3 protein-coding genes are annotated in these 2,977 nt (G+C 58.4%); 2 read left to right on the plus strand and 1 reads right to left on the minus strand.

The features are described from left to right. Nucleotides 1–115 precede the first annotated feature (115 nt). Entirely contained in the window at nucleotides 116–490 is a 375-nt protein-coding gene (locus D3242_RS33075; RefSeq protein ID WP_019859697.1) for a hypothetical protein, read from the minus strand. A gap of 197 nt (nucleotides 491–687) precedes the next feature. Here D3242_RS33075 and D3242_RS33080 point away from each other — a divergent pair, with 197 nt between their 5' ends. After that, on the plus strand, nucleotides 688–2,130 hold the full coding sequence (locus tag D3242_RS33080) for a LuxR C-terminal-related transcriptional regulator (protein ID WP_019859696.1): 1,443 nt from the start codon (nucleotides 688–690) through the stop codon (nucleotides 2,128–2,130). Between the two features lie 349 nt (nucleotides 2,131–2,479). After that, nucleotides 2,480–2,965 carry a transcription elongation factor GreA gene (greA, locus tag D3242_RS33085; RefSeq protein WP_064985956.1) on the plus strand — a complete coding sequence of 162 codons (486 nt, stop codon included), beginning with the start codon at nucleotides 2,480–2,482 and terminating at the stop codon, nucleotides 2,963–2,965. The last annotated feature ends 12 nt before the right edge of the window (nucleotides 2,966–2,977 follow it).

The following is a 2,977-nucleotide window of genomic DNA, read 5'->3' on the forward strand; positions in this document are numbered from 1 at the left end:
GACATTAATGGGCGGCGTGGGCATCGTCAGGATCTGACCGGATCCGGACGTTCGCTCCATGACGGTCTACGGACTGAAACCAGCCTTTCGGATTCCATATCGTCGGGTGGGAAGGTCATTCATCGCGCCAATATGGGTGGGAACAGCTGAATTGGCGCGAGCCAACCAGACGGCGTTTGGCCCCCGATATCGTTCCGTAGACCTGCGGATCATTCGCGGTCATGTCGGGTACGACAGTGTAACCCTGATCGACAAGCTGCAGTTTCAGCTCCGCCAGGTGGCGGCTGAATCCGATTTCGATATAGCTGCGCGGATACCGCCATCCGTTCCTGCATGCTCGCACGAGGATGTCGGAATACAGTTCAGCGCTAGCAGCTTTCACCGCTTCTTCGGAGATCAGTTTGCCGTTAGTTTGGGTGCCTTCGGACAAGCATGGCCTCGCCGACACCGACAGCACCAGTACTGCGGTCAAGACAGACAACTTTGTCATGGAGGACTCCGTGTTCTGAAATCGACCAAGGCCTGCCAAGCGACCTCATCCTGCCGACCTGCGGAGGCTAGGATGCTGACCCGTCGGATGGAATCGTGCAAATGCAGTATTTTCGATGTCGCATCTGTAGTATTTTCACCCTGACGTAAGGTCATCGGGTTCTGGCCGCAGGTCGGCAGCGGAAGGAAATTGGAACGATGCTTCGCGCCGTAGGCAATCCTCTCGCCGGCTTGTCGGATCGGGAGTTGGTGGTCGCGGCAAAGTTCGCGGAGGGAATGACCTATCGCGAAATCGGTGAAACGCTGTTCATAGCGCCGACCACGGTCCGGACCCATCTCTCGGCCGTTTATCGGAAGCTCGATGTTCGCAGCAAAGTGACGCTTGCTGCGTTCCTTGCCGATCACCGCCAGCAGGACCTCAGCCAGGCACTACCCGGAAGCCTTTCGACGGACGAGTCAGGCCCACCAGTCGTCGCGGTTCTCCCGTTCGACAATCTAAGTGGAGAAGAACGCTGGACCCGTATCGCCGATGGTTTGTCGGCGGACCTCATAGTTGATCTCGCCCGTTACCGCGACCTTGCGGTGATCGCCCGTCAGACAATGCTTTCCTACAAGGGAAGGCATGTTGACGTGCGAGACCTCGGACGAGAGTTGAATGCGGACTATGTGATCGAGGGAAGTTTTCAAGTGGACGGGCAGATGGTGCGCATCCGCGTCCAACTCGTCGACGCCCACACAGGGGTCGATGTCTGGACCGTGCGTTACGATCGGTCCGCGAACAACCTGTTTGCGATGCTGGACAGCGTGACCGAGAACGTCATCAATGTCCTTGCAACTTGTCACGGTCAGCTCGCAAATCTGCGACGCGATGCGGCTCGGCGGAAGCCACCAGCAAGTTTGCAGGCTTATGATTGCTACCTGCTTGGGCTCGAGCAGAAACACCTTTTCACCCGTGAGTCGAACAAGGAGGCGATACGACTGCTGGCGCGCGCAATCGAACTCGATCCGGGTCTTGCAAGAGCCTGGACCGCGTTGGCACTTGCGCATGCTGTGGACGCCATCAACGGGTTTACCGACGACGTTTCCGGCTCGATCGAGAGCTGGAGCAAATGTGTCAAGCAAGCGCTGGCGCTCGATCCGGCCGATATCTACGCCCGCATAATGCTTGCTGATCTTCGCGCATTGCAGGGCGATATCGAAGCTGCCGTCGAAGAGCATGACCGAGTGTTGGCGGCGGCTCCGAATGACGCTGACTCACTTGCCTTTCTTGCAGGTAGCCTTGCTCTTGTTGGAAGCGATCCGAAGCGGGGCTACGAATTGGCCAAGCGAGCGGTCCGGCTAAATCCCTATGTTCCCTGGTATTATGGAATGCTTGCGCGATGCAGCTACGTTCTTGGCCTTCACCGGGAATCGCTGGTCGCGTTACGTCAATCTGCGCCAGACTCACCCGCCACACTTCTATTTCTGGCAATGGCTCATGCAATGCTCAATGAAACGCGTCAGGTCGCCAGGATCAATGCGCGATTAAAGGACGAATTCCCGACCTTCACGGCTGAGGTGTTCATCAGCACCTATCCGGTTACCAATCCTGTCGCCATTGCTGCGATCAGAGAAGGCGCCCGTCGCGCTGGTTTGGCGTAGCTTCATTCCTGGTCAACACTGGACGCGTGATAGCTCGCTCGGGCCTAGATCCAACATTTGTTGCCTCAAGTCGAATGTCCGCTGATGGCGCGGCTACTACCGACAGCATGGCCATCCACGACGTCTGCTTCTGGGCGGAGACGAGTTCACCTTTAAGACCGACTTGAGGCGCATTGCCGTCCGGCAGCTTTTGGCGGCAAGAGGGCCATCCGGCTCCTGCATTGGAGGCACGGGAGGGAAACTCGACCCTTGGTGGACATTCCCCCAAAGCCCGCCGTCGAATGTTGAAGCTTTATCTTCGCCCATGGTCTATCCGTAGCCATCACCATCCCACACGGAGTTACTCCCCATTGAGCGTAGCCTTGCCAAGGAGGAAAGTGCTGAGGCAGCGTCGGAAACCATCCTGCCGGCTCGCCCTATTTCCGATCGGATCAACCTCGTCACCGAGGCGGGTCTCAAGATGCTGCATGATGAATTGGCTCGCGCCCGGGGGGCGCTGGAGGCCGCCAGCGTGCTGGACGATGTCAACGAGAGGCGACGGCAGTCGGCGGTTCCGGTTCGCGATGTCACCTATTATGCCGAACGCGTCCGCACGGCTCAGCTCATGCCGGTGCCGACGTCCAATGACGTGATCGCCTTCGGGCACACCGTTACCTTCGCGCGTGATGATGGCCGCACCCAGACTTTCCGCATCGTCGGCGAGGATGAGGCCAACCCGGCGCAAGCTTCCATATCGCATGGTTCGCCGGTTGCCATCGCGCTGATTGGCAAGAGCGTTGGCGATGTTGTCCAGCTGGGGCAGCGCGAGCTCGAGATCCTGTCCATTTCCTGGTAGACCACCCCTCCT

This window comes from Mesorhizobium jarvisii, assembly GCF_003601985.1.
Classification (GTDB): domain Bacteria; phylum Pseudomonadota; class Alphaproteobacteria; order Rhizobiales; family Rhizobiaceae; genus Mesorhizobium; species Mesorhizobium jarvisii.